This is a genomic window from Jiella endophytica, from assembly GCF_004519335.1.
GTDB lineage: Bacteria > Pseudomonadota > Alphaproteobacteria > Rhizobiales > Rhizobiaceae > Jiella > Jiella endophytica.
On record NZ_SOZD01000001.1, the window covers coordinates 333170 to 359278 of the forward strand.

Annotated in this window: 22 protein-coding genes; 9 read left to right on the top strand and 13 right to left on the bottom strand. The window is 67.6% G+C overall.

Annotation, left to right across the window (positions count from 1 at the left end; translation table 11 throughout):
• Positions 1–2 precede the first annotated feature (2 nt).
• The 4 genes from E3C22_RS01630 to E3C22_RS01645 form a co-directional block, all read right to left on the bottom strand.
• On the bottom strand, positions 3–959 hold the full coding sequence (locus E3C22_RS01630) for an ABC transporter permease (RefSeq protein WP_134759596.1): 957 nt from the start codon (positions 957–959) through the stop codon (positions 3–5).
• Positions 960–969: 10 nt separating this feature from the next.
• Positions 970–2499, bottom strand: a complete 1530-nt coding sequence (locus tag E3C22_RS01635) for an ABC transporter substrate-binding protein (RefSeq protein WP_134759598.1) — start codon at positions 2497–2499, stop codon at positions 970–972.
• 64 nt (positions 2500–2563) lie between these two features.
• Complete coding sequence (locus E3C22_RS01640) at positions 2564–4183, bottom strand: hydantoinase B/oxoprolinase family protein (RefSeq protein ID WP_134759600.1); 1620 nt, start codon at positions 4181–4183, stop codon at positions 2564–2566.
• The gene (locus tag E3C22_RS01645) at positions 4180–6255 is read right to left on the bottom strand and encodes a hydantoinase/oxoprolinase family protein (RefSeq protein WP_134759602.1); all 2076 of its coding nucleotides are present in this window, start codon (positions 6253–6255) and stop codon (positions 4180–4182) included. Before E3C22_RS01645 ends, E3C22_RS01640 begins: the two co-directional genes overlap by 4 nt.
• A gap of 155 nt (positions 6256–6410) precedes the next feature.
• Here E3C22_RS01645 and E3C22_RS01650 point away from each other — a divergent pair, with 155 nt between their 5' ends.
• Both E3C22_RS01650 and ggt read left to right on the top strand, forming a co-directional pair.
• On the top strand, positions 6411–7079 hold the full coding sequence (locus tag E3C22_RS01650) for a GntR family transcriptional regulator (RefSeq protein WP_134759604.1): 669 nt from the start codon (positions 6411–6413) through the stop codon (positions 7077–7079).
• Between the two features lie 58 nt (positions 7080–7137).
• Positions 7138–8820, top strand: a complete 1683-nt coding sequence (ggt, locus tag E3C22_RS01655) for a gamma-glutamyltransferase (protein WP_134759606.1) — start codon at positions 7138–7140, stop codon at positions 8818–8820.
• Positions 8821–9027: 207 nt separating this feature from the next.
• On the opposite strand, the gene E3C22_RS01660 is transcribed toward ggt, so the two are convergent.
• From E3C22_RS01660 to E3C22_RS01700, 9 genes are all read right to left on the bottom strand, one after another.
• Entirely contained in the window at positions 9028–9798 is a 771-nt protein-coding gene (locus E3C22_RS01660; RefSeq protein WP_134759608.1) for a phosphodiesterase, read from the bottom strand.
• 29 nt (positions 9799–9827) lie between these two features.
• Positions 9828–10844 carry a LacI family DNA-binding transcriptional regulator gene (locus tag E3C22_RS01665; protein WP_134759610.1) on the bottom strand — a complete coding sequence of 339 codons (1017 nt, stop codon included), beginning with the start codon at positions 10842–10844 and terminating at the stop codon, positions 9828–9830.
• A 90-nt stretch (positions 10845–10934) separates the two neighbouring features.
• The gene (locus E3C22_RS01670) at positions 10935–11798 is read right to left on the bottom strand and encodes an ABC transporter permease (protein ID WP_134759611.1); all 864 of its coding nucleotides are present in this window, start codon (positions 11796–11798) and stop codon (positions 10935–10937) included.
• On the bottom strand, positions 11795–12619 hold the full coding sequence (locus E3C22_RS01675) for an ABC transporter permease (protein ID WP_134759613.1): 825 nt from the start codon (positions 12617–12619) through the stop codon (positions 11795–11797). The genes E3C22_RS01670 and E3C22_RS01675 overlap by 4 nt, the downstream gene beginning before the upstream one ends.
• Before the next feature lie 61 nt (positions 12620–12680).
• Positions 12681–13811 carry an ABC transporter substrate-binding protein gene (locus E3C22_RS01680; protein ID WP_134759615.1) on the bottom strand — a complete coding sequence of 377 codons (1131 nt, stop codon included), beginning with the start codon at positions 13809–13811 and terminating at the stop codon, positions 12681–12683.
• A gap of 53 nt (positions 13812–13864) precedes the next feature.
• Positions 13865–15004: an ABC transporter ATP-binding protein gene (locus E3C22_RS01685; RefSeq protein WP_134759617.1), complete on the bottom strand. Its 1140-nt coding sequence runs from the start codon at positions 15002–15004 to the stop codon at positions 13865–13867.
• A 361-nt stretch (positions 15005–15365) separates the two neighbouring features.
• Positions 15366–16700 (bottom strand): TRAP transporter large permease, encoded by a 1335-nt coding sequence (locus E3C22_RS01690; protein WP_134759619.1) that lies wholly within the window; start codon positions 16698–16700, stop codon positions 15366–15368.
• Positions 16701–16702: 2 nt separating this feature from the next.
• On the bottom strand, positions 16703–17209 hold the full coding sequence (locus E3C22_RS01695) for a TRAP transporter small permease (RefSeq protein ID WP_134759621.1): 507 nt from the start codon (positions 17207–17209) through the stop codon (positions 16703–16705).
• Between the two features lie 125 nt (positions 17210–17334).
• Entirely contained in the window at positions 17335–18357 is a 1023-nt protein-coding gene (locus E3C22_RS01700; protein ID WP_206026882.1) for a DctP family TRAP transporter solute-binding subunit, read from the bottom strand.
• Between the two features lie 188 nt (positions 18358–18545).
• Between E3C22_RS01700 and E3C22_RS01705 the strand changes: the two genes are divergently transcribed.
• The 7 genes from E3C22_RS01705 (at position 18546) to E3C22_RS01740 (ending at position 26108) form a co-directional block, all read left to right on the top strand.
• On the top strand, positions 18546–19418 hold the full coding sequence (locus E3C22_RS01705; RefSeq protein ID WP_245514707.1) for an IclR family transcriptional regulator: 873 nt from the start codon (positions 18546–18548) through the stop codon (positions 19416–19418).
• Positions 19415–20584 carry an acetyl-CoA acetyltransferase gene (locus E3C22_RS01710; RefSeq protein WP_134759625.1) on the top strand — a complete coding sequence of 390 codons (1170 nt, stop codon included), beginning with the start codon at positions 19415–19417 and terminating at the stop codon, positions 20582–20584. Before E3C22_RS01705 ends, E3C22_RS01710 begins: the two co-directional genes overlap by 4 nt.
• Before the next feature lie 2 nt (positions 20585–20586).
• Positions 20587–22215, top strand: a complete 1629-nt coding sequence (locus tag E3C22_RS01715; protein WP_134760873.1) for an acyl-CoA synthetase — start codon at positions 20587–20589, stop codon at positions 22213–22215.
• A complete protein-coding gene (locus E3C22_RS01720) occupies positions 22212–23075 on the top strand; it encodes a PCC domain-containing protein (RefSeq protein WP_134759627.1) in 864 nt (287 codons plus the stop codon). The genes E3C22_RS01715 and E3C22_RS01720 overlap by 4 nt, the downstream gene beginning before the upstream one ends.
• A 308-nt stretch (positions 23076–23383) precedes the next feature.
• Complete coding sequence (locus E3C22_RS01730; RefSeq protein ID WP_134759629.1) at positions 23384–24169, top strand: SDR family NAD(P)-dependent oxidoreductase; 786 nt, start codon at positions 23384–23386, stop codon at positions 24167–24169.
• A 273-nt stretch (positions 24170–24442) separates the two neighbouring features.
• The gene (locus tag E3C22_RS01735) at positions 24443–25387 is read left to right on the top strand and encodes a D-ribose ABC transporter substrate-binding protein (RefSeq protein WP_134759631.1); all 945 of its coding nucleotides are present in this window, start codon (positions 24443–24445) and stop codon (positions 25385–25387) included.
• Positions 25388–25460: 73 nt separating this feature from the next.
• Positions 25461–26108, top strand: a complete 648-nt coding sequence (locus E3C22_RS01740) for a DUF2291 family protein (RefSeq protein ID WP_134759633.1) — start codon at positions 25461–25463, stop codon at positions 26106–26108.
• The last annotated feature ends 1 nt before the right edge of the window (position 26109 follow it).

Genomic DNA, 26109 nt, shown 5'->3' on the forward strand with positions numbered 1-26109 from the left:
GCTCACCGGGTCAGGCTGATGCGCGGGTCGAGCACCGCATAGACGATGTCGACCACGAGGTTGAGGAGGACGAAGAGGATCGAGATCACCATGACGATGCCGACCACCTCGGGATAGTCGCGCGCATCGACGGCGCTGACGAGATAGCCGGACAGGCCCGGCCAGTTGAAGACGAATTCGACCAGCACCGTGCCGCCGATCAGCGTGCCCATTTCGAGGCCGAGGACGGTGAGCACCGGGATCATCGCGTTGCGCACCACGTGGCGCTTCAGGATCCTCCGCCGCTTCAGCCCCTTCGCCCGGGCGGTGCGGACATAGTCCCGCTCGAGGACGTCGAGCACCGAGCCGCGGGACATCCGCGCGACGACCGCCCAGAGCGCGAGGGCTACCGTCCCGGCGGGCATCAGCAGCAGGAGGATGTGGCGGGCCGGGTCGACGGCGAAGGGCACGTAGCCGCCGGCAGGAACCAGCCGCAGTTCCTGGGCGAAGATCAGGATCACCACCGAGCCGACCACGAAGACCGGGGTCGACAGCGCCAGCGAGGAGAGAAACGAGATGACGTTGTCGATCCAGCCGCCGGCCCGGATCGCCGCCAGCGTTCCTGCGGGAACGCCGAGGAGCACCGCGATCAGCGCCGCCGTGACGATCACCTCGAGCGTGCGCGGCAGGCGCTGGACGATCTGGCCGGCGACCGGCGCGCCGTCCCGGAAGGAAGTGCCGAGGTCGCCCGTCAGGATGCCGCCGATATGGTGGGCATATTGCAGCCAGAGCGGGTCGTTGAGGCCGAGCCGATCCCTGAGATTGGCGACCGCCTGCGGATCGGCCGCCGTCGATCCCTGGCTGAGCAAGACCTCGGCCGGATCGCCCGGCACGAGATGCAGAAGCAGGAACACCAGCGTGACGACGATCCAGACGAGGAACACCGCGACGAGGCTCCGATAGGTGATGTAGCGGAGCATCGGCGGGCCCTCAGCCGAGCGCCGTCTCTTCGAGCGTCTCGGGCGAATAGAAGCAGAGCTGGCCCGGCATGTTGGTGAAGCCGGAAACGGTCTTCTTCATCGCAAAGCCCTGGGACCGCCAGGCGAGGCCGACGATCGGGGTCTCTTCGATCGCCTGCTTCTCCATCTCCTCGTAGATCGCCTTGCGCTTGGCTTCATCGAAGGTCTGGCGACCTTTGGCGAGAAGCTCGGTCAGCTTTGGTGTCTTCAGGCCGTAGCTGCGCACGAAGCTCGCCGGCAGCGAGCCGTCGACCAGCTGCGTCATGCCGTCGGGATCGTTGTTGGAGGCGGTGGTTCCCATCACCGCCATGTCGTACTGGCCCTGATTGCCCTTCTGGACGCGGGTCGCCCATTCCGGCAGGTCGAGGCGGACATTGATGCCGACCATCGACAGATAGGCCTGGCAGACCTCGGCGGTGCTCTGGTGCATGCCGTATTGCGAGGTCGCCAGCATAGTGCATTCGAAGCCGTCGGGATGGCCCGCCTCGGCGAGAAGCGCCTTGGCCTTTTCCGGGTCGTAGTTCCAGCCATGAGCGAGATCGGCGTTGTAGTACTCCGAGCCCTCCGCCAGCGGCAGATGCTCGAGCGGCCCGCCGCGACCGTAGAAGGCGGCGGCGACGATGTCCTCGCGCTTGATCGCATGGGCGATGGCCCGGCGGACCTTCGGATCGTCGAAGGGCGGATGCTCGGCGTTGAAGGTCAGATACATGAACGGCCCGTCGACGGCGTCGAGCGCCAGCTGGTCGTTCGCCTCGATCTGCTCCATCGCCTGCCAGGGGACGTATTCGATGAGATCGACGTCGCCGGCGTCGAGGGCCGCCACCCGGAGGTTCTCGTCGGCATAGACGATCGCCTGGATGCCGGCGAGCTTCGGCAGGCCCTCCTTGTAGTAGCCGTCGAAGGCGACGAGGCTCAGGGAAACGCCGCGGTCGGTCTTTTCCAGCTTGAACGGGCCGGCGCCCATCGTCGTGTCCGGCGCTTCGCCCTTCTTGATCATCGGCATGTTGAAATGGGCGAACCAGCCCGGCAGGACCGCCGAAGGCTCCTTGGTGATCATCCGGACGGTCTTGTCGTCCGGCGTCTCGACCTTGACGATCGACTGGAACTCGCCGCGGAAATAGGCGGTGGAATCCGGCTTGGCGGCTTCCGCGACGTTCCAGGCGATGTCCTCGGCGGTGACCGGCGATCCGTCGTGCCACTTGGCGTCGCGCAGCTTGAAGGTCCAGACGCCGTCGTCGTCGACCGAGAAGCTCTCGGCGAGTTCGCCGCGCATCTTGCCGTCCGGTCCGAAGCCGAGAAGGCCGCGATGCATCATCAGCTTGATCGTGCCGGCGGCCGAGCCGGACGACGCCCAGGCATCGAAGCTCGGCGGATAGGCGGACAGGCCGAAGCGCAGCGTGCCGTTGGTCGCGGCGCGCAAGGCCTTCGGCCCGACGAAGGTGAGGGCGGCGCCGGCGGCACTCGTCGCAAGGAAGCTCCGGCGGGTCAAACGCATCGTCATTTCGCTGTCTCCGTGCTCGTGGCCGCCTGTCGGTGGGCCGTGGGGTGTCGATGTCGCCGCCTGGTCACTCCGCGGCGATGAGGTCGTTGCGTCGGTCCGAGGCGAGATCGGCGGCGTCGCGCTCCCGCGCCGGGCCATAGCCGCCGCCGCCGGGCGTGACGATTTCGAGCCATTCGCCGGCGCGCAGCGTGCCCTGGCCGCGCTCGAAGGGCGCAGCGCCGGGCGAAACCTGGAAGCTCGCGCCGCCGCCCGGCTCGCCGCCGAACAGGCCCCAGCTCCGCGACAGGATGCGGGAGATGTCGACGCGCACCAGGCAGTCTTCGGTCGCCCGGTAGACCCGGCGAAGCCCCATGCCGCCGCGCCTTGCGCCGGCGCCGCCTGAGCCGTCGACGAGTTCGTAGCGCTCGAGGATCAGCGGATATTCGACCTCCAGCGCTTCGACCGGAAGGTTGGAGGTGTTGGTCGCGTGGACGTGGATGCCGTCGAGGCCGTCGGCATCAGGGCGGGCGCCGCCGCCGCCGCCGATAGTCTCGAGATAGACCCAGTAATGGCCGGCCTCCGGCCCACTCTGGCGGGTGCCGGAAAACGTCGCGACCGAGCAGGCCGAATTGGTGCAGGCCGAGACCTTTCTCGGCGCCGCCTGGGCCAATGCCCCGAGGATCAGGTCGGCGACCCGCTGGCAGGTCTGGACGCGGCCGTTGACCGCCGCCGGATGGCTGCAGTTGAGGAGGCTGCCGGCCGGTGCCTCGACCCGGATCGGCCGGGCGAGACCGGCATTCGGCAGGACGGTCGGATCGACCACCGATTTGACGATGTAGTAGACCGTCGCGAGCAGCGCGGTGCGGGTCATGTTGATGCCGGAGCGCACCTGCGGCGGCGCCTCGAAGGCAAGGGCAATCTCGTCGCCGGCGATGGTCACGGTCACCGCGAGGGGGATCGGATCGTCGAAGTCGAGGGTATCGAAGACGTCCTCGAAGCGCCAGGAACCGTCGGGCAGAGCGGCGATGCCCGCCCGCATCTTGCGCTCGGCATAGTCGAGCAGTGCCTTGCCGGATTCCAGCACCGTCGACACGCCGTGCTTCACGCAGAGCTCGGTGAAGCGCCTGACGCCGACCCGGTTGGCCGCCATCTGGGCGCGCAGGTCCGACAATCTTTCCCGGGGCACCTGGCAGTTCAGGAGGATCAGGTCCTGCACGTCCTTCTGGAGTTGGCCCGCCCGGTAGAGTCGGATCGGCGGGATGCGCAGGCCCTCCTGGTAGATGTGCGCATGGGCGCGGTCGACGAAGTCCGAGTGGTGGGCGAGGTTCACCGTCCAGGCCACGAGATTGCCGTCGATGAAAATCGGTTCGGCAAGGACGATGTCCGGCAGATGGGTGCCGCCGCCCTTGTAGGCGTCGTTGCCGACGAAGACGTCGCCCGGCCGCATCTCGGCGGGCGAATGTTCGGCGAGCACCATCGGGATGAAGTCGAGGAAGCTGCCGAGATGGACCGGGATGTGCTCGGCCTGGCAGAGGGTCCTGCCGTCGCGGTCGAACAGCGCGGTCGAACAGTCGCGCCGCTCCTTGATGTTGGTCGAATAGGAGGCGCGTACCAGCGCCTCGCCGGTCTCCTCGACGATCGAGGAGAGCGCTGCGCCGATCACCTCGACGGTGATCGGATCGACGGCTTCGACGTCGCGCGTCATCGCGGCAGCTCCAGGATGAGGTTTTCGAGACCGTCGACGGTGACGCTTACCCCGGGCGGCACCAGCGTGGTGGTGTCCATCTGCTCGACGATCGCCGGCCCTGAGAACGCCATGCCGGGGCGGAGTGCCGTGCGGGCGTAGATCGCGCTGTCGATGAAGCCGCCGACTTCCGGGAACCAGATCTCGCGACGCCCGGTGATCGCGCCAGAGGCGTCGGCGGGGCCAAGCGGGCGGACCGGCAGTTCGGCCTTGGGGACGAGGCCCAGCGCCTCGGCCCGGAAGGTGACGCAGAGGATGCGCTCGCCCTCGGCCGCAAAGCCGTACATGCGGATATGGGCGGCAGTGAACTCCTCTTTGAGCGTGTCGAGGCTCGCCGCGGTGATCTCGCCGGCAGGCAGCGGCACGGTCAGTTCGTAGTTCTGGCCCTCGTAACGCAGATCGACGCTGCGGGTGGCGCGGCGGGCCTCTGGGGCGATCTTCTCGGCCTCGAACCAGCGCCCGGTTTCGGCCCCGACCGCCGCGGCGGCCTCCCGGATCGCATCGATCTCCGCCACGTCGAGCGGCACCAGCCGGGTGGTCGAGAAATCGGCGCGAAGGTCGGTCAGCAGCAGTCCCATGGCGCAGAGGATTCCGGGATTGCGCGGCACGATGACCCTGGCGATGTCGAGCTCTTCGGCGAGGCGCACCGCATGCAGCGGGCCGGCGCCGCCGAAGGCCATCAGCGAATAGTCGCGCGGGTCGTAGCCCTTCTGGACGGAGATCACCCTGATCGCCCGGGCCATGTTGGCGGTGACGACGGAGATGATCCCCTGGGCGGTTTCCATCACCTCGAGGCCGAGGCTTTTCGCCAGCGTCCCGATGGCTTCGAGGGCGAGGTCGCGCCGCACCGCCATCCGCCCGTCGAGGAGGTGGGTGGGGTTCAGCACCTTGAGGACGATGTTGGCGTCGGTGACGGTCGGCTCGGTGGCGCCGCGGCCGTAGCAGACAGGCCCCGGATCGGCGCCGGCGCTCTGCGGCCCGACCTTCAGGAGGCCGCCGCTGTCGATCGCCGCGATCGACCCGCCACCGGCTCCGACGGTGTGGATGTCGAGCATCGGCGCCTTGATCGGATAGCCGTGGACGACGCTCTCGTTGGTCTCGGCGATCTTGCCGCCGGTCATCAGCGCGACATCGGTGGAGGTGCCGCCCATGTCGAAGGTGATGATGTCCGGATGGCCCGAACGGCTGCCGATCGCCTCGGCGGCGACGACGCCGGTGGAAGGGCCGGAGAGCACCGCGCGCACCGGTGTCTCGGCCGCCGCCTCGAAGCCGACGACGCCGCCGTTCGACTGGGTGAGATGCGGCGCGACGGCAAGACCGAGCTCGGCGAGCCGGGTCGTCAGCCGGCGGATGTAGCGCTGCATGATCGGGCCGAGATAGGCGTTGACCGTCGCCGTCGAGAGCCGCTCGAACTCGCGGAATTCCGGGGCGATCTCGTGGCTCGCGCAGATGAAGGCGTCCGGCAGTTCCTCGGCGACGATCGCCTTGGCCGCTTTTTCGTGCTCGGGGTTGGCGAAGGCGTAGAGAAAGGCGATGGCGACCGCGGTGACGCCCTCCTGCGCGAAGGCTTTGGCGGCTCGGCGCACCGCCGCCTCGTCGAGCGGGGTCTCGACAGCGCCGGTGTGGAGGATGCGTTCCGAAACCTCGCGGCGCAGGAACCGCGGCACCAGCACCGGCGGCTTTTCGGCGAAGAGGTCGTAGAGGTCCGGCCGCTTCTGGCGGCCGATCTCCAGAAGGTCGCGAAAGCCGCCGGTGGTGATCAGGCCGACTCTGGCGCCGCGATGGGTAATCAGTGCGTTGGTGGCGACCGTCGTGCCGTGGCCGAGATAGGCGATCTCCCCGGCAGACGAGCCCACCTTGCCCGACGATTCCGCGATTCCCTGGCTGACGCCCTCGAAGATGCCGCGGCTGGGATCGTCCGGCGTCGAGGAGACCTTCCAGACATGCACCGCGCCGGAGACCTCGTCGAACAGGCACACATCGGTGAAGGTGCCGCCGGAATCGACGCCGATACGCCAGCTCGCCTCGCCCATTTGTGTCTTGCCCCAATCGTGTATACTTGGCGTATAACACATCAGTCAGGGTCTCTCCGCAATCCCCCATGCGATAAAATCTGGGCAAGGTGGGCAGCTGACCAACGAATGAGCAATTGGTCGACATGGCGACACAAGCGGAGGAAAGGGCCACGATGGCGGCAAGGCAGGGCGACAGCAGGGGAGAACAGGCTGCCAAACCCGCCGGCCAGCGCGCCTATCTGGCGATCCGCGCCGGAATTTTAGGCGGCGACTTTCCGCCGGGCGGCTTCATCGAGGAAGGGCAGGCCTGCGATCTGACCGGCGTCTCCCGCACCCCGGTGCGCGAAGCGTTGACCCGGCTCGCGGCGGAAGGCTTCGTGGAGATCCATCCCCGCCGCGGTGCCATGGTGCGGCCGTTGCTCGGCTCGGAGCTGCGCGATCTCCTGGAGGTCCGCTGGATGATCGAGAGCCATGCCATCCGGCGCATCTGCGAGGACCGGCGGGCGATCCCCGGCCGGCTCTATGCGATCTGCGAGACTCGCGAGGCGGCGAGGCCCGACGACCTTCTGTCGAATGTCGAGATCAACACGCAGTTCCACCACGGCATCGTCGAGACCGCCGGCAACAGCGTCCTCACCAAGGCCTATGAGGGGCTGCATGCCAGCCTCGGCCGCGCCAGCATGCTGTCGCTGCAGATGAAGTTCGGCGATTCCGACCTGATCGACCGGGAGCACCGCGAGCTGCTCGACGCGCTCTCTGCCCATGATGCGGATGAGGCGCTGGCCATCCTGCAGCGGCATCTGCGGCCGATCCCGCAGCTGATGGCGGCGCTGCCGTCGTGATGGCGCCAACGCCCGCCTGAACCTGTTCTCCCGTCCTCCCATCGAAGGTTCGCCGACCATGAGTGATCGTCTGTTTTCGACCAGCAAGACGCCCGCAACGGGATCGGGCGGCATGGTCGTCACCAACCATCCGCTCGGCACGGCGGCGGGCTTCGAGATCCTCGCCGCCGGCGGCACCGCCGTCGACGCGGCGGTCGGCGCGCTCTTCGCGCTCTGCGTCGCCGAGCCGATGATGGTCGGCATCGCCGGCGGCGGCATCATGCATCTGCGCGATCCGGAAGGGCGCCACCACGTCATCGACGCGCTCGCCCATGCCCCCGCCGCAGCCCATCCCGAGATCTACACTCCGGTCTCCGACACGCCGCCGGACTACATGGAAACGAAGGACAGGCGGAGCGCCCTCGGCCCTTCGGCGGTGGCGGCGCCGGGCAATCTCGCCGGCTGGTGCGAGGCGCATCGCCGCTTCGGCCGGCTGCCGCTCGCCGACGTCGTCGCGCCGGCGATCCGCCTTGCCGAGCGGGGCTTTGCCATCACCCACTATCTTGCCGGAGCGATCGCCGAAAACGCCGTCGACCTGTCGCTCGACAGGCCGATCGCCGCGCTGCTGATGCCGGACGGCGAGCCCTTGGCTCCCGGCGAGCGGCTGGTGCAGGGCGACTTTGCCGAAACGCTGAAGCTCGTTGCGAAAGAGGGCGCGGCGGCGCTGCATGGCGGCGCGCTCGGCGCGGCGCTCGCCGACCGCATCGCCACCGGCGGCGAGGATGCCGGCTGGCTCACCCTCGATGATCTCCTGAACTATCGGCCGCGGGAGCGCGAGGCGATCACCGGCGACTATCGCGGCTATGAGATCGTCGGGCCGCCGCCGCCGGCCTCCTCCGGCGTCCACATCGCCGAGATGCTCAACATCATCGAACCGCACGACGTCGCGGGGATGGGCTTCGGTTCGCTGGAAAGCCTGCATCTGATCGCCGAGGCGATCCGTATCGGCTTCGAGGATCGGCGGGCGGCGAGCGGCGATCCGGACTTCGTCGAGATCGACGTCGAAAAGCTGGTCTCCAAGGACTATGCGGGGCTCTGTCAGGCGCGGCTGCGCCAGCAGGGCGGACCTGTGGCAGCGCCTGGCGCGGGCCGCGAATCCGCCGACACCACCCATGTCACCGTCGCCGACAGGGACGGTTTCGTCGTCAGCGCCACCCACACGATCAACGGGCTGTTCGGCGCCAAGTTCGTGGTGCCGGGCACCGGTATCATCCCGAATAACTACATGATGAATTTCGATCCGCACCCCGGCAAGGCCCTGTCGGTGATGCCGGGAAAACGCGTGCCGACCTCGATGGCGCCGATGATGATCCTGAAGGAGGGCCGGCTGCGCTGGGCGCTCGGCCTGCCCGGCGGCCTCAGGATCTTTCCCTCCGCCTTCCAGGCGATCGTCAATCTCATCGATCACGGCATGAACCTCCAGAGCGCCATCGAGGCGCCACGGATCTGGACCGAGGGTCAGGAGTTGGAGATCGAGCCGGCGCTGCGCCCGCTCGAGGCCGCGCTTGCCGGGCGTGGCCACGTGGTTAAGCCGGTGCCGCATGTCGGCGGCGGGATGAACGCCATCGCATTTGCCGAAGACGGGTCGATGACCGGCGCGGCCTGCTGGCGGGCCGACGGCACCGTCGCGGCGCTGGGTGGCGGGCTTGCAAAGGCCGGCATCCGCTTCTGGCCGGATCGCACGCCGCCGGCCCAGAGCTGACCGCGCGCTGCAGACAGTGGCATAGCGGTCGGAGAGCTGTAACTGGCCGCGTCCGTCACCTCAACTATTATGTGAGAGACAGTGCATAATACGCTGAAACAAGTGAGTAATGCATCGTCCAGAGAAAAAGGCCTGCCAGGAGCTCCCGCTGTGGGATGAAGTCACCGGCCGTCTTGGCTGGTCCTCGGCGGTGCCACCCGCCGCGGATCAGACCGTTCCGGCGGTCCGGTCCAGAAAGTCGTGAAAATGCACGACGACGCCCTCGGGCTCGACGAGGATCACGCCATAGGCGGGCGGCTCGTGGCTGGTGACGAAGCGGTCCTCGAAGACCAGCGCCGTCTGCTGGTTGGTGCCCCGCAGCGTGGTGAAGGGAATTCCCCGCCAGCTGCCAGCGACCGGCCGGTGGACGTGGCCGGCAAAAACATGGCGGACGTTTCCGGCCTCGAGCGTGATCGCCGCAAAGGCCTCGGCGTCGGCCAGCCGGACGCGGTCGAGAGCCGGCATATGCAGCCTGAAGGGCGGATGATGGGCAAAGACGAGGGCGCCTTTCTTCCCCGCACCGGCGAGCTGCGCCTTCAGCCAGGCGAGGCGCCGGGGGCAGAGTTCGCCCTCGACGGCGCCTTGCTTCAGCGTGTCGAGCAGCACCAGGCGGCCGCCCGGAGGATCGACGCTCTTCTGGACGAACCCCTCGCCGAAGCGGGTTTCGCCGAAGACGGCATGAAACGTCTCGCGCCGGTCGTGATTGCCGAGCATGAGATGCACCGGCGCCGTCATGCCGGCAATCCGCTCTGCCAGAGCCTCGTAGGCCGCCACGTCGCCGTCATGGGTGAGGTCGCCGGTGATGACGATGGCATGGGCGTCTGCGTGATGGCGCTCGACATCGGCGAGGCAGGCATCGAGCCGTGCCAGCGGGTCGAGACCGAACAGCCTCTCGCCGGGCGTCACGAGATGGATGTCGGTGATATGGACGAGCTTCACGGCGCTACTCCCTTCGAAAGGCTTCCGGTTCAGCCGCTGGTGCGGGCCACCAGCTCGACCGGCAGGCGGACGAGGGCCGGGGGCGCATCCGGATCGGCCTGGCGCCGGTCGAGGAGTTCGATCGCCCTGGCCGCGACCTTTGCCGGATCCTGGAAGAACGTCGTCAGCCGGTAGGGCGCGCGGGAGGCCTCCGGCAGGTCGTCGAAACCGATGACTGCCATGTCCTCTGGAACCCGCCACCCGGCGCAGCGAGCGTTGTCGATCAGGCCCATCGCCAGAAGATCGTTGACGCAGAACACCGCATCCGGCGGCTCACCGTCGCCGAGGAGCTCCCGAGAAGCCGTCTCGCCGCCGGCATAGTCGGCGTCGGCGCCGCGCACGATGCGGGGCTCGGCGCCCAGCCGGCGGATTGCGGCGAGAAACGCCTGTTCGCGCTCGACGATCGTCTGGGTGGCGATCTGCGCACCGAGAAGCGCGATCCGCCTGGCGCCCCGCGCGATCAGACGCTGCGCGGCCGTTTCGGCGGCGGTGGCATTGTCGGCAAGCAGGCTGTCGGTGCCGGGTTCCGAGCGTCCGATCAGCACCAGCGGTTGGCCGGTGCGCCGGGCCCCTTCCAGAATTGTGCGCGGCGGTGACCCGGAGAGGACGATGGTCGCCTCGGCCCGGTAGCCGAGGAGCATGTTCTGGGTCGCCTGCATTTCCACGTCGGTGTCGCCGGTGTTGAGGAGAACCGGCAGGCTTCCCCTGGCGATCAGCGCCTTGGACAGCGCCGCAACGAGGTGGGCGCGGAAGCCGACCTCCGGCCGCGTCCCGATCATCCCGACGAGGCGGCTCTGCCGGGCGATCAGCCCCCGCGCCAGATCGTTGACCTGGTAGCCGAGCTCGGCGGCGGCCTTCATCACCTTCTTGCGCGTTTCGGGTCCGATACTCGCGCCGGGCGTGAAGCTGCGCGACACCGCCGAGCGGGAGACACCGGCATGGTCGGCGACCTGCTGGGCGCTGACGAAGTTCGGCCCGGTAGGCGGCCGTTTCGGCTCATCCGTCATCGCTGCCCGTTCTTTTCCGCACGATGTTTGTGAGGTCGGACGCGCGCGTCCGCTCGCCGCCTGCGCGACCGCCCGGTCCGGATCCCCATGCTAGTGCCCGATCCGCGCCAGCACGTCGGCCCTCAGGAAGCGCTCGACCACCAGCATGAAGGCGATCGACGGGACGAGCAGCAGGAGAGCGGTGATCGAGGCGACCTGGTAGTTGCCGCCGGCCCCCGCCGTGTAGAGAAGCAGCGGCAGGGTGCTGATGTCCGGGGCGCCGACAAAGAAGCTGCCGGTGAATTCGTCGAGGGATTCCAGGAACACGAAGATCCCGCTTGCCATCAGGCCGGGCAGGGCAAGCGGCAGCGTCACGTCGAAGAACGCCCGGAAGGCGCCGGCCCCCATCGAGCGGGCAGCCTCTTCGAGTTCCGCATCGACGGCGGCGAAGGAGGCGGTGGCGATCCAGACGGCGAAGACCAGCCCGTGGGTGACGTGGACGAGGACGACGCCGGCGATCGTGCCGTTCAGCCCGACATCGTAGAAGAAGCGGGCGATGTTGACGTAGACCGGCAGGTTCGGAAAGGCCTGCGGGATCAGGAACACCAGCAGGATGAGGCTGCGGGCCGGCAGCTTCAGCCGACCGAGCGCGTAGCCTGCCGGAATGGCGAGGGCGAGCGAACAGATCACCGTCAAAAGCGCGACGACGATGCTGGTGGCAAGGGATTCCCAGGCGACGCCGCGGGGCGAGAATACCTTCGCCCAATAGGTGAAGCCGTATTCCAGCGGCAGCGTGTGGGGAAAATACCAGCGCTCGGCGACGGTCCAGAGCAGGAGATTGGCGAGCGGGCCGAAGATCGCGAAGGCGATCAGCCCCAGCACCAGCGTCCGTGGCAGCCATTTCAGGTCGATGGCGAGCCTGCGCCCCGCCGCCTGCGAGGCCGCATCCTTGCCGCCCAGCGACAGCGCGCTCATCGCGCCTTCTCCTTGAGGTTCTGGCGCAGATAGAAGACGGCCACCGCCATGGTCATTGCGAGCGAGATCATGCCGAGCGCGTTGGCGACGCCGTAGTCGCCATAGGCGTTGATGCGGAAAGAGATGTCGGCGGTGATCATCGTCGGGCTCTGGGCGCTGATCATCAGCGGCACCGAGAGGACCGACATCATGGTGACGAAGGAGAGCACCATGGCGACGAAGAGGGTCGTGCGGACCTGCGGCACGACGATCTCGAACAGGATCCGCAGCCGGGAGGCGCCGAGATTGCGGGCAGCCTCGATGGTGCCGCGATCGAGCGCCGCCATCGCACCGGCGAGAAGCAGCGTGACGAAGGGCGTCTGCTTCCAGACGAAGGCGATGACGATGCCGCGCCAGTCGAGAAAGGACATGGTCTGCAGGGGCGTCAGAATGCCGGCGGCGACGAGGAGATTGTTCATCAGGCCGTTCTTGGCGAGGAAGGTGCGCAGCACCTGGCCGACGACGATGAAGGGGATGAACAACGGCCAGCGATAGAGCCAGCGCAGCACTTCGACGGCGGCAGGATTTTCCCCGAGTGTCAGATAGCCGGCGATGGCGACCGCAAGGGCGGCGATGATCACCGTCGAGAGGGAGACGATCACCAGCGTGTAGAGGATGTCGGTGGTGTAGAGCTCATAGGTCTTGACGAAATTGCCGATGCCGAAGCCGGCTTCCGTCGCGAAGGCGCCCGTCGCCGAGGCCATCAGCGGCATCAGATAGAGCAGCGCGATGGTCGCGATGGCCGGCAATGCCAGCAGAAGGCCGATCGATCGATCGCGCATGGTGGACGGTCCTGAAGGCATCGCCCGGCCGGGCGCCGGGCGATGCGAGGTTCATCGAAGGTCAGTTGGCGACCTGGCGCTCATAGGCTTCGAGGATCGCGTTGTTGTAGGGGGCGATCGGGAAGGGCTTGGCGTAGTTCGCCAGATCGTCCGGGGTGACGTCCTTGAACAGCTTGTCCCAGGAGGCCTGGTCGAGCTCTGCCTTCACATGCTGGGCGTCGATGCCCGGATACCAGTTGAAGCGCTTGACGATGCCTTCCGCCTGGATCTTCGGCGAAGTGGCGAATTCGACGAACTTTTCTGCGAGTTCGGGATGCGGCGCCTTTTCCGGGATCACGTAATGCATCGGCTGGCCGGGCATGCCCGGGGCCGGCAGAACGAGCTTCATGTCCGGCGGCAGCTTGCCGTCGGCCTGCCAGGAATAAAACATGTCGACCCAGACCGGGCCCATGGCGATCTCGCCGCGGCCGAGCATGTCGAGCGTCCCGGCATTGCCCGGGGTAAGCGTCGCGACCTCGTTGAAGGACTTCAGCTTTTCGAGGGCCGCGTCCCACTTCCTCGTCTCGCCGTCCTCGAAGGGGCCGTTCATCAGCTTGTCGGCATCGCCGTCGCCAAAGGCGTAGACCCAGCCCATGACGAAGGAGACGCCCGAGGCGCCGCCCTTGATGCCGTTATAGCCGAACTGCTGGGGATGGGCCTTGGCCCAGTCGGCGATCGCCTCGTAGGACTTCGGCGGGTTCTCGACCAGCGCCGGGTTGTAGGCGATGGCGGTCTGGCTGGAGAACATCGGCATGACATAGCCGTCGACATCGGTGCCGAGCGCCATCTTGGCCTTGTCGCTGGTGACGAGATCGCCGGTGGCGATGTCGCCGCGATACTTTTTCAGGAAGCCCTTCTCGACCATCGGGCCGACGAACTTCTCGTGGACCACGGCGACGTCGGTGTCGGATTCCTCGCTGCCGGCCTGGGCCTCGAAGCGTTCGAGGATCTTCTGCGAGCCGGCATCGCCGGGGCCGGTGCCGACGGCGCGGATGGTGTCGCCCGGGTTCTCCTTCTCGAAGATCGGCGCGAGATATTCGTTGATGTAGTCGACCATGTTCTGGTCGCCGGCGGTGATCACCGACAGCTCTGCGGCTGACGCCGGCGAGGCGACGGTGGCGAGGAGGGCGGCTGCACTGAGAAACGTCTTCATGAGTGTTCGCTCCGGAAGTTTGACATGGGCTTCATTCCCGCAGTGCCCCGCCGTCAGGCGGCGACGGCATGCGAAACCGCTGCGGCGCCGTCCTGCGGCGCGTCGAACAGGAAAAGTGCGGCCGAGGGCACGCTGAGGATGACGGAAGTTCCGGGCTCGACCGGTCGGGCGGCGTCGACGGAGACCTCCGTCTCGCCGACCGCGACGACGTGGCGCCAGCAGCCGCCGGGATAGCTGGTCTGGCGGACCGTCCCGAGGAGTTCGAGCGCGTCTTCGCCGGTCGTCGCGGAGGACGGGATGGCCGCGGATGGCAAGACGGGCGAGAGACTGGCCGCCTCGGCCCGGAACCGGGCCTGGAAGCTGCCGGAGGTGAGCGCGCGGCCGTTGCGGGCGATGGCCGCGGCGTTGTTGTGCGGCCCTGCGGCGATCGCGATCCGCTCGCCGTCGGCGGCGCCTTTAAGGGCGACGACGTTCTCCGCTCCCATGAAGGCGGCGACGAAGGCCGAGCGCGGCCGGTTGTAGACCTCTTCCGGCGTGCCGTCCTGGGCGGTCCGGCCGCTGTCGAGGATGACGATGCGATCGGCCATCACCATCGCCTCCTCGCGGTCGTGAGTGACGTGGATGGCGGTGATGGCGAGGCGCTTCTGCAGGGCGCGGATCTCGTGGCGCAAGCTCAGCCGCACGCGGGCATCGAGGTTCGACAGCGGCTCGTCGAGGAGCAGGACGTCGGGCTCGACGGCGAGCGCACGGCCGAGCGCGACGCGCTGACGCTGGCCGCCGGAGAGCTGGCCCGGCTTGCGGGCCTCGAGCCCGGTAAGGCCGAGCATCGCGGCGATCTCTCCGACCCTTGCGGCAATCGCCTCCCGCGGCGTCTTCCGGAGCTTCAGGCCGTAGCCGATGTTCTGGGCGACGCTCATATGCGGCCAGAGCGCGTAGGACTGGAACACCATCGCCATGTTGCGCCTGTCGGGCGACGCGGTGGTGATGTCGCGGCCGGCGAGGGAGATTTGGCCGGAACGCGGCCGGTTGAAGCCGGCGATGGTGCGCAGGAGGGTGGTCTTGCCGCAGCCGGATGAGCCCAGCAGCGCCACGAACTCACCCCGCTCGACTTTGAGCGACAGGCGGTCGAGCACGGTGCCGCCGCCATAGCCGACGGTGATGTCCGAGGCGGAAAGAAATGCCGCGCCTGCCATTCCGAGATCCCTGATGCACAGCTGTGCAAAGCACAGCGGGAAAGATCGTGTCGGGGGAATAGCGGCGATGTGATACGTCTGTATGACGGTTCCGGACGGGGTCGTTTCCTGCCGCCCTCGGCGGCATTCGGCGCGGGCGGCCGTGGCCGCAAAAGCGGTCGGGCAGCCATGCCGGCGCACGCCGCGCGGGAGCGTGCCGCGCGGGAGCGAGGCTGCAGGACCGCCGGCGAGGCGAGGCAGGACGTGGCGGTGATAACCCTCCGATCGGCAGAGCGTCGCAGATCGGTGCGGCCGCGCTACCGCTTCGGCATCAGCCTACCGGCCACCCGGCCTGCTGCGCGTCAGACCTTTTGCCCGATCCTCACTGCATCCAGGCGGACAGGAACTGCGACATTTCCGGGAACGCGGCGATGATGGCGAGGCCGATCAGGCTGGTGATCAGGAACGGCACTGCGCCCAGCGCAATCCGCTCCAGGGACATCCGGGTGATGTTCGCCGCGACGAAGAGGTTGATGCCGACCGGCGGGGTGAACAGGCCGATGGCGAGATTGACCATCAGCGCGACGCCGAACCACACCGGATCCCAACCGAGTTGGTGGACCACCGGCAGGAAGATCGGCAGGGCGATGAACATGATGGTGATCGCATCCATGAACATGCCGGCGATCAGCACGACGATCATGATGATCGCCAGGATCACCCATTGATTGTCGCTGACGGCCAAGAGCGCGCCGGAATATTTGCCGACGAGGTCGTCGACGGTGACCACCCAGCCGAACAGGCTGGCGAAGGTGACGACCAGCATGACGACGGCCGAAGAGGCGCTGGCCTCGACGAGAGACGCGTAGAGCGTGGCGAAAGAGAGCGTGCGGTAGATGAACAGGCCGACGAACAGCGCATAGACCGTCGCGACGATCGCCGCTTCGGTCGGGGTGAAGACCCCGCCATAGATGCCGCCGAGGATGACCACCGGCGTCATCAGGCCCCAGAAGGCCTCGACGAAGGCGTGGCCGAGCCGTCTGACATATGGCATGTCCCGATAGGGCGCCGGTGCGATGGCGTCGAGGCCGGTGCCCGACGCGGCCCCGCGCGCGGCATGGCGGGCCTTGCCGGCGAAGGGCAGCGTCAGGATCATCAGCACGCCCATGAACAGCCCGGGGACGACCGCGGCGATGAACAGCTGGGCGATCGAAGTCTCGGCGATGACGCCGTAGATGACGAGGCCGATCGACGGCGGGATGACGATCGACAGCGCGGCACCCGTGCAGACGAGGGCGGCCGCGAAGGGCCGCGGATAGCCGTCCTCCTCCATGCCGCGGATGATCAAGGGGCCGATCGCCGCGACCGAGGCGGGGCCGGAGCCGGACACCGCACCCCAGAACAGGCAGACGACGGTGCCGACGACGCCCATGCCGCCCGGCAGGCTGCCGACCAGCACCCGAAAGAAGCGGATCATCCGTTCGGCGATGCCGACGGTGCCCATCAGGACGCCGGCGAGGATGAAGAAGGGGATCGCCAGGAGCGAGAACTTGGCGATGCCGCTCGACAGAAGGTCACCGACGAGATCGAGGCCGAAGCCGAGCTGCCACATGGCGTAGAGCGAGGAGAGGCCGAGCGCGAAAGCGACCGGAACGCGCAGTGCGAGGAGCACGAAGAACAGGATCACCATCGCCGTGCCGGGATCGAGATCGAACATCGTCAGATCTCTCCCTTGCCGTCACCGCGGCCATACAGCCCGTCGGCGCCGGCCTGCCGCCACTCGGAAAATCCCGCCTGAAGCAGGCGGATGGCGATCAGCGCGAAGCCGACCGGCAGGCCGACGGTGGCATACCATTCGGGGATCTGCATGCCCGACGAGGTGACGCCGCTCTGATACTGGTTGAGGACGAGGCCATAGGCGTACCAGGCCGAGAGCGCCAGGAGCAGGATCGACAGCGCCGCCGAGAGCGCGACGGCGAGGCGCCGGGCAGGGCCGGGCAGGAAGTCGGTGAACAGCGTGACGGCGAGATGCTCGCCGCGGCGGGCGGCGATCGCGGCGCCGAAGACGGTCAAAAGCAGGAAGCCGTCGAGCAGGAGTTCCTGCGTCGCGGCGAAGGAATAGCTGGTGAGATAGCGCACCACGACGTTGACGAAGCCGAGCGCGGTCATGGTGAGGAAGATGACGGCGCAGACGATCTTTTCCGCCTCGTCGAGGAGGTGACGCATCGGGGGTCTCGTGAAGGCAGGAACGGGTTGTGGCCAGATGGCGCCGGCCGCGACCGGCGGTTGGGGCGAACCGCGCCGCGACCGGCGAAGAGCGGGCAGCCGGGGCGGCCCGCTCCCGTCTCGAATTACTTGGCTTCGGCCTTCTTGCCGCCGCCGTCGATCGTCTGCTGGTAGAGCGAGACGAGGTCGGGACCGACCTTCTTCGCCCAGGTGTCGAAGGCCGGCTTGGTCGCCTTTCGGAACGCGTCGATCTCCTCGCCGCTCGGCTCGTAGATCTCCATGCCCTTGTCCTTCAGGAAGTCGACGCCCTTGGCGGTATCCTCGCGGGTGATGGTCTTCTGGTAATCCATCGCCTCCTCGGCGGCGGACTTCACCATTTCCCTGGTCTTGTCGTCCCAGGAGTTCCACAGCTTCTCGGACACGCCGACGAAGATCGGGTCGTAGGAATAGTGCCAGGTGGTGAGGTACTTCTGCACCTCGTAGACCCGCTGCGGAATGATCACCGCGCCGATCGGATTTTCCTGGCCGTCGACGACGCCCTGCTGCAGCGCCGAGAAGGTCTCGGTCCACTGCATCTGCTGCGGGTTGGCGCCGAGCGCGTTCATCACGTCGATATACATCGGGCCCGCGACGCGCATCTTCAGGCCCTTCATGTCGGCCGGCGACTTGATCTCGCGGACGTTGTTGGTGACCTCGCGAAAGCCGTTCTCTCCCCAGGCGAGCACGACGATGCCGTGCTTGGCCATGATCTCGGTCATCCGCTCGCCCGGCGCACCGGCCGTCGTCGCATCGACGTCGTCATAGTCGGAATAGAGATAGGGGAGCGAGAACACCGCCATTTCCGGCACCAGTGGGGTGACGTTGATCGCCGAGGTGACGACGAAGTCGAGGGCGCCGCGGCCGACCATCTCGGCCTGCTTCATCTGGTCGCCGCCGGTCAGCTGCGCCATCGGGAAGATGCGCACGTCCATCTCGCCGCCGGACTTTTCCTTGAGAAGCTCGTTGAACTTCTCGGCGCCCTTCTGCCAGGTCGTGGTGTCGTTGGTGTTGTGCGACAGGCGGAAGGTCTTGGCGTCTGCCGGCGTCATCGCGGTCGCCGCGAATGCGACGACGAGGGCGGCCGCAGCGGCCATGTGCTTCAGTTTCATCGTGTCTCCTCCCAGAAATGAAACATGCCGGCGTCAGGACCCTCTCCCAAGGTGTCCACATGGTGGACGTGTCCAGACGCCGATTGGCTGCAAACTGCCATTCGAAGCCGGCTCTTGCAAGATTATTTCCGATCCATGACAATGAACGCCAGACAGGCGACGTCCACAATCTGGATAGGGCAGGGCAGTTGGATACGCTGGAACGGCCGGTGACGGAAAACGGGGGAGCGCAGAGCGTCGGCCGGGCGCTGACGCTGCTCTCGCTGATCGGCCGGCACTGTGAAAGCGGCATTTCGCTCGCCGCGATCGTCGCCGAAAGCGGGCTGAACCGCCCGACGGCGCGTCGCCTACTGCTTGCGCTGATGCGCTCGCGGCTCGTCGAGCAGGAGCCGGAAAGCCGCCGCTATTTCCTCGGCGAGGAAGCCTATGTCCTCGGCGTCTTTGCCTCGCATCGATTCGGCTTTCTCGACTGTGCGCTCGAGAGCCTCGCCAACCTTTCCAGGGAGAGCGGCGACACCAGCTTCGCTTCGATCCGTCGCGGCGACTTCTCGGTCTGCCTGCACCGCGAGGAGGGCGCCTTTCCGATCCGCACCCACGCGCTCCTGCCGGGCAACCGGCATCCGCTGGGGGTGGGCGCCGGCGCCATGGCGATGCTCGCGGCTTCGAGCGACGCCGAGATCGCCAGGGTTCTCGCTGCAAACGCGGCGCTCCTTGCCGAGCACTATCCGGCCTATACGCAGGAGGCGATCCGCGCCGATATCGCGCTTGCGCGCCGGCGCGGCTTTGCCCTCAATCCCGGCCGGGTACTGCAGAATTCCTGGGCGATCGGCATGGCCGTCCGCTATCCCGACGGGCGCATCGCCGGCGCCCTGTCGATCGCGGCGATCGACAGCCGCATGAACGAGGCCCGCCAGGGCGACCTCGCGGCGCATCTGTCGCGCGAGGTGCGGGCCGTGGAGGAGCGGCTCGCCAGGCGCTTCGACGCGCCGGCGAAGGCCAGCGGGCCGACGGCCGGTCGCGGCGACGTCGAAATGGTTTCCACGGGAGGTATCGGAGCATGAGCAGGGCAAGGATCGTCGGCTGGTCGCACAGCCATTTCGGCAAGGTCGAGGCGCCGTCGACCGAGGCGCTGATGCGCGAGGTCGTTGGCCCCGCCATCGAGCACGCCGGCATCGAGACCGCCGACGTCGACGGCGTCTTCGTCGGCGTCATGAACAACGGCTTTTCCAAGCAGGACTTCCAGGGCGCGCTCGTCGGCATGGCCCATGACGGCCTTGGCCAGGTTCCTGCGGTTCGGCTGGAAAACGCCTGCGCCACCGGCTCTGCCGCCCTCTATACGGCGATGGACTTCATCGAATCCGGCCGGGGCCGGATCGCCGTTGTCGTCGGCGCCGAGAAGATGACGGCGATCCCGACGGTGGAAGTCGGCGACATCCTGTTGGGGGCCAGCTACCGCGAAGAGGAAGCCGAGGTCGAGGGCGGCTTTGCCGGCATCTTCGGCCGCATCGCGCAGACCTATTTCCAGAAATACGGCGACCGCTCGGAAGAACTGGCGATGATCGCCGCCAAGAACCATTCCAACGGCATGGCCAACCCTTACGCCCATATGCGCAAGGATTTCGGCTTCGACTTCTGCAACACCGTTTCCGACAAGAACCCCTATGTCGCGGGGCCGCTTCGGCGCACCGACTGCTCGCTGGTCTCCGACGGCGCGGCGGCGATCGTCCTCGCCGACGAGGAAACTGCCGAGACGCTGGAGCGGGCGATCGCCTTCAAGGCCCGCCAGCACGCCAACGACGTCCTCGCCATCTCGCGCCGCGACGCGACGGAGTTCGCCGGCGCCCGCACCGCCTGGGCGAAGGCGCTGGAAGAGGCGGGGCTGACCCTCGACGACCTCGATCTCGTCGAGACCCACGACTGCTTCACCATTGCCGAGATGATCGAATACGAGGCGATGGGCCTCGCGAAACGCGGCGAGGGCTACAAGGTGGTGCGGGACGGCATCACGCGGAAGGACGGCAGGCTGCCGGTCAATCCCTCGGGCGGGCTGAAGTCCAAGGGCCATCCCATCGGCGCCACCGGTGTCTCGATGCATGTGATGGCGGCGATGCAGCTGATGGGCGAGGCCGGCGACATGCAGATCCCGGGTGCCAAGACGGCCGGCGTCTTCAACATGGGCGGCGCCGCTGTCGCCAACTACGTCTCGATCATGGAGCGCGTGAAGTGACGCTGGCCGGGCCGGCGGGAGGCGATCCGAAGGGAGGCGTCGCTCCGCAATCGACGCGCGTTGCCAATCTCGCACACTTCGTCACCCGGTCGGCCCGCCGGCTGGCGGACCGGCCGGCGCTCGTCTGGGGCGAGCGGTCGTGGAGCTGGCGCGAATTCGACGCGCGGATCGACGCCATGGCGGCATGCCTCGCCGGGCGCTTCGGCGTGACCAAGGGCGACCGAATCCTCGTCCAGTCGCAGAACTGCAATCAGATGTTCGAGGCGATGTTCGCCTGTTTCCGGCTCGGCGCGGTGTATGTGCCGACCAACTATCGCCAGACCCCGGCCGAGGTCGCCTGGCTGCAGGAGGCGGGCGGCGCTGCCGGGGTCATCTGCAATGCGAGCTTCCCGGCCCATGCCGAGGCCTGCAATGCGTCCGCCAAGCCGCCGCGCTTCGTCCTCGCGATCGGCGAGGCGGCCTTCGGCGAGGATTACGACGCGCTGGTCGACGCCCATCTCGGCGAGAGCGTGCCGAACACGCCGGTCGACCGCGACGACCCCTGCTGGTTCTTCTTCACGTCGGGTACCACAGGCCGGCCGAAGGCGGCCGTCCTCACCCACGGCCAGATGGCCTTCGTCGCCACCAATCATCTCAACGACCTGATGCCCGGCACTGGAGCGGCGGACGCCTCGCTGGTCGTCGCGCCCCTTTCTCACGGGGCCGGCGTCCATCAGCTGGCGCAGGTGGCGGCCGGCGCGACGACGGTGCTGATGCCGTCGGAGCGCTTCGACGTCGCCGAGGCCTGGAGCCTCGTCGAGCGATACCGGATCAGCAACATGTTCACGGTGCCGACCATCGTGAAGCGGCTGGTCGAGCATCCTGCCGTCGACGACTTCGACCATTCCTCGCTCAGATACGTGATCTATGCCGGCGCGCCGATGTACCGGGCGGACCAGAAGCGGGCGCTTGAAAAGCTCGGGCCGGTGCTCGTCCAGTATTTCGGCCTCGGCGAGGTGACCGGCAACATCACCGTCCTGCCGCCGGCCGAGCACAGTCTCGATGACGAGGTCGCGCGGGTCGGGACCTGCGGTTTCGAGCGCACCGGCATGGAGATTTCGATCCAGGACGAGGCCGGCCAGGAACTGCCGCCCGGGACGAGCGGCGAGATCTGCGTCGCCGGCCCGGCGGTCTTCGCCGGCTATTACGACAACCCGGACGCCAACGCCAAGGCCTTCCGGAACGGCTGGTTCCGGACCGGTGATCTCGGCCACCAGGATGAGGCCGGCTATCTCTACATCACCGGCCGCGCCTCCGACATGTACATCTCGGGCGGCTCGAACATCTATCCGCGCGAGATCGAGGAGAAGATCCTCGCCCATCCGAAGATCTCCGAGGCCGCCGTCGTCGGCGTCCCCGACCCGGACTGGGGCGAGGTCGGCATCGCGGTACTGGTCGCCGTCGCCGGCGAGACGGTGTCCGAGGCCGAGATCGGCGCCTTCCTCGCCGAGAAGATCGCCCGCTACAAGATGCCGAAGCGCTTCGTCTTCTTCGAGGAAATGCCGAAGTCGGCCTATGGCAAGATCACCAAGAAGCTGGTGCGCGAGGCCCTCGAGGAGCGCGGCATCCTCGCCGGCGAGGCCGCGGCGTGACCATGGCGGCGCTGCGCCAGATCCGGCATCCCGGCCCGGTTGCGTTCGTCCGCTACGCCAAAGCGTGGGGCGAGGCGGTGCCGCTCGACTTCACCGTCGCGCCCGGCGAGACGATGGAAGCCGGCCTCGGCCGGGGCGTCGCGGACGCCGGCTGCGATGCGGCCTATGTCGCCGTCGACGGCGCCCGTCTGTCGCCGTTCCGCTTCGTCATGCCCGCCGGCTCTCCCGGCCCTGACCATGCCGCCTGGTATTCGGACACCTTTGCGCCCGACGGGGTCGTCACGGTGCGGGAGGCGGGCGCCATCGTCGGCCGGCGGGACGGCGCGCCCTTCGTCCATTGCCACGGGCTCTGGCATGCGGAGGGCGAGCGGGTCGCCATGGGACACATGCTGCCGGCCGAAAGCCGGGCCGCCGAGCCCTTGCGCGTCACCGGCACCGGGCTTCGCGGCGCCGTCTTCGAGGCAAGGCAGGACGCGGAGACCAATTTTCGGCTGTTTGCGGCGGAAGTCGCTTCGGCCGCTTCCGGGCTTCGTCCGGCGGGTCCCGCCGCGCTCGCTCTGACGCTGCGCCCGAACCAGGACGTCAGCTTGGCGATCGAGGCGATCTGCGCCGAGGAGGGCATCGCGACCGCTCGCATTTACGGCATCGGCAGCCTCAACGGCGCCCGTTTCGAGGAGGGACCGCCGATGGACTCCTACGCCTCGGAGCTTCTCATCCGGCGAGGTCGCCTGGCCGAGGGCCGCGCCCGGCTCGACGTCGCGGTGGTCGCCATGGACGGGACGATCTTCGAGGGCGTGCTCTCGCGTGGCGACAATCCGGTCTGCGTGACCTTCGAACTGGTGATCGTGCCGGAAGGGTGAATGGGGGAAGTGGGGGTGCCGTCGTTCTGACCGGTTCGCGCCCTGCGCGCCCCCCTCTGTCCTGCCGGACATCTCCCCCTCAAGGGGGGAGATCGGCGGCTGCGAGGGCGGCCCCTATGGGCCTGACGGTCGAGCGGCATTACGCTTTTTCGCAGAGGCGAAGCCGTCGGACGCTTTCGATCTCCCCCCTTGAGGGGGAGATGCCGGCAGGCAGAGGGGGGTAACCGGGCGCGACGCAAGCCACGGCTGCCATGACGGCAAAAATGGACGGCTGCCACGACGTCCAAAATCAGAGGGAGGACAAAGACATGACCGACACGACCAAGGTGGCGCTTGTCACCGGCGCGGCGCGGGGCATCGGCCTTGCGACCGCGAAACGCTTTCTGCAGGAGGGCTGGCGCGTCGCGCTGCTCGACATCGACGGGCCGGCGCAGAAGGCCGCCGTGGCCGCGATCGCCAAACCGGATGCGACCCTCGCGATCACCGCCGACGTCGCCGATCCGCAGGCCGTCGCCGGAGCGGTGCAATTGCTGGCGGAGCGTTTCGGCCGGATCGACGCCCTCGTCAACAATGCCGGCACGGCGGTGTTCAAGCCGCTGCTCGAGACCAGCCACGACGAGTGGCAGCGGGTGCTCGCCGTCAATCTCGGCGGACCTTTCCTTCTGACCAATCTCGCCGCCCCGGTGATGGCGGAAACCGGCGGCGGCGCGGTCGTCAACATCACCTCGATTTCGGGCCTGCGCGCCTCCACCCTGCGCGTCGCCTACGGCACGTCCAAAGCCGCGCTGGCGCATCTGACCAAGCAGCAGGCGGTCGAGCTCGCCCATCTCGGGATCAGGGTCAATGCCGTTGCACCCGGTCCGGTGGACACGGCGATGGCGAAGGCCGTCCACAGCCCGGAGATCCGCGCCGACTACCGGGACGCGATCCCGCTGGAGCGCTACGGCCTCGAGGAAGAACTCGCCGACGCGATCTTCTATCTCTGTTCGGAGCGGTCGAGCTATGTCACCGGGCAGGTGCTCGGCGTCGATGGCGGCTTCGAGGCGACGGGGATCGGCCTGCCGACCCTGCGGCGATCGCTGCCAGGCCGCTGAGACGGGCGCTCTTCTGACAGGACCACAGATCGTCGTCGCCTTGCGGTGGCGGCGTCGGCCTGTCGCGTCCCTGGTGAGATCGCAGGGATCGATGGACCGCGCGTTCATACGGCATTCCGTATTGTCTGCATGGTAGCCGATTCAGCCTGGCCGCTAACTCAAAAGCTCAGATACTCATCATACCTGTTGACATCCGAGCGGGAAGTGGCGAGGCTGCGACCAATCAGGGGAACCTGCGTCGAGGAGGACGCGGGCTGATCGGGAGGACCATTCATGACCATGACACGCCGCAATTTCGTATCGGCTTTCGCCGTCGCTGCCTGTCTCCTGGCGAGCCCTGCGCTCGCTGAGGACAAGGGCCTGATGGCGATCATCACGCCGAGCCACGACAATCCCTTCTTCAAGGCCGAGGCTGTCGGCGCCGAGAAGCGGGCGAAGGACCTCGGCTACGACACCATCGTCCTCGTCCATGACGACGATCCCAACAAGCAGTCGGAAATGTTCGACACGGCGATCGCCCGCGGCGCCAAGGCGATCATCCTCGACAATGCCGGAGCAGACGCTTCCGTCGCGCCGGTGCAGCGGGCGAAGGACGCCGGCATCCCGTCCTTCCTGATCGACCGCGAGATCAAGGAAAGCGGCATCGCCGTCAGCCAGATCGTTTCCAACAACTATCAGGGCGCCCAGCTCGGGGCCGAGAAGTTCGTCGAGCTGATGGGCGAGGAAGGCCCCTATGTCGAGCTGGTGGGCCGCGAGGCCGACACCAATGCCGGCATCCGGTCCGCCGGCTATCACGACATCATCGACCAGTATCCCGACATGAAGATGGTGGCCCAGCAGTCCGCCAACTGGTCGCAGACGGAAGCCTACGAGAAGATGGAGAGCATTCTCCAGGCCAATCCGAAGATCAAGGGCGTCATCTCCGGCAACGACACCATGGCCATGGGCGCCTGGGCGGCGCTCGAGGCGGCGGGGCGCACCGATGTCATCCTGGTCGGCTTCGACGGCTCGAACGACGTGCGCGACTCGATCGTCAAGGGCGGCATCAAGGCGACCGTCCTGCAGCCGGCATACCGGCAGGCCCAGCTGGCGGTCGAGCAGGCCGACCAGTACCTGACGAGCGGCTCGACCGGGCAGCAGGAAAAGCAGCTGATGGACTGCGTCCTGATCGACGAGTCCAATGCGAAAGCCCTGGAGACTTTCGCCCTTTCGGAGTGAGATCGTCCTTCGACATGCCATTTCGCCCGGCGTTCTTTGCGCCGGGCGTCTCGATGCTCACGGGAGGGCATTCATGTTGCGTCAGGTCTCGCGACCGATCCTCGCCGCCATTGTCGTCTTCAGCCTTTCGGGCTTCACCATCGTCTGGGACAAGCCGGCTTCGGAAGCCGGAAGCAAGGCCGCTCCCCAGACCGACGAGGCGCGCATGGCCGCCTATGCGGACGCCAACTGGCAGGACAAGGTCGTGCCGGTGATCGAGGCTCACCTCGTGCCGCTGGCCAAGCTGCGCGGCGAGCTCGCCGGCGGCGCCGACAAGGCGGGAGCAGCCTACGGGCTCCGGCCCGAGGGCGAAGCCAATCCCTGGAATTTCGCGGTCTCCGGCGAGGGAAAGATCGTCAAGGCGAAACTGAAGAGCCGCGCGGCCAAGCTCGAGGTCGATACCGACGATGACGGCAAGGGCGACGTGACGATCCAGCTCGGACCGGTCATCCGCGGCACGGCGCTGCGGGACGCGATGCCGTTCATCGACTTCACCGATTTTCGCGACCAGATCGAATTCGCCAAGCTGGCCAACGCCCTAAACGACGTCGCTCATGCGCATCTCAGCCTGCCGGAAAGCGATCCGACCGGCCAGACAGCGCGTTTCGAGGGCGTCTTCACCCTGCGCGGCGATGCCGGGACGATCGAGCTCGTTCCCACCAAGCTGTCGATCGGCGGCTGAG